1 protein-coding gene is annotated in these 414 nt (G+C 43.0%); it reads right to left on the reverse strand.

The window, feature by feature from the left end; genetic code table 11:
- Positions 1-3: 3 nt before the first annotated feature.
- Positions 4-414, reverse strand: a 411-nt coding sequence (locus tag STRDD11_RS13375; RefSeq protein ID WP_164828523.1) for a transposase, incomplete at its 5' end; no start/stop codon positions are given.

The following is a 414-nucleotide window of genomic DNA, read 5'->3' on the forward strand; positions in this document are numbered from 1 at the left end:
TAGTCATTTAGTCTGAAAACAGTATGTTAAGGCATCAGTAACAGAGCTCATTCCCCGAAGGAATTCCGTGACTGCTTTCTTCAAAATCGCCCAGCTTTTTTCTATAGGATTCAATTCTGGAGAATAAGGAGGCAGGGGCAGAAAGAAGTGCCCGGCATCAATGGAAAGCTTATCGAATATCTTTTTGGGATGAAAACTCGCATTATCCATGACAATAACATGAGGTGTCTCCAAAGCCGGAAGCAGCTGACTTTTGAACCACTCTACAAAGAAAGTGCTTGTCATACTTTCTTTATAAATCATCGGCGCCACAAAGTTCTGATTCACTTGTCCTGCAACAAGAGAGGTCCTTTCAAAACGCCTTCCGCTGATTGTATCATAGACTTTCTGACCTCTTGCTGCCCGGCCGTTTTT

It is taken from the genome of Streptococcus sp. DD11, assembly GCF_001578865.1.
GTDB lineage: Bacteria > Bacillota > Bacilli > Lactobacillales > Streptococcaceae > Streptococcus > Streptococcus panodentis.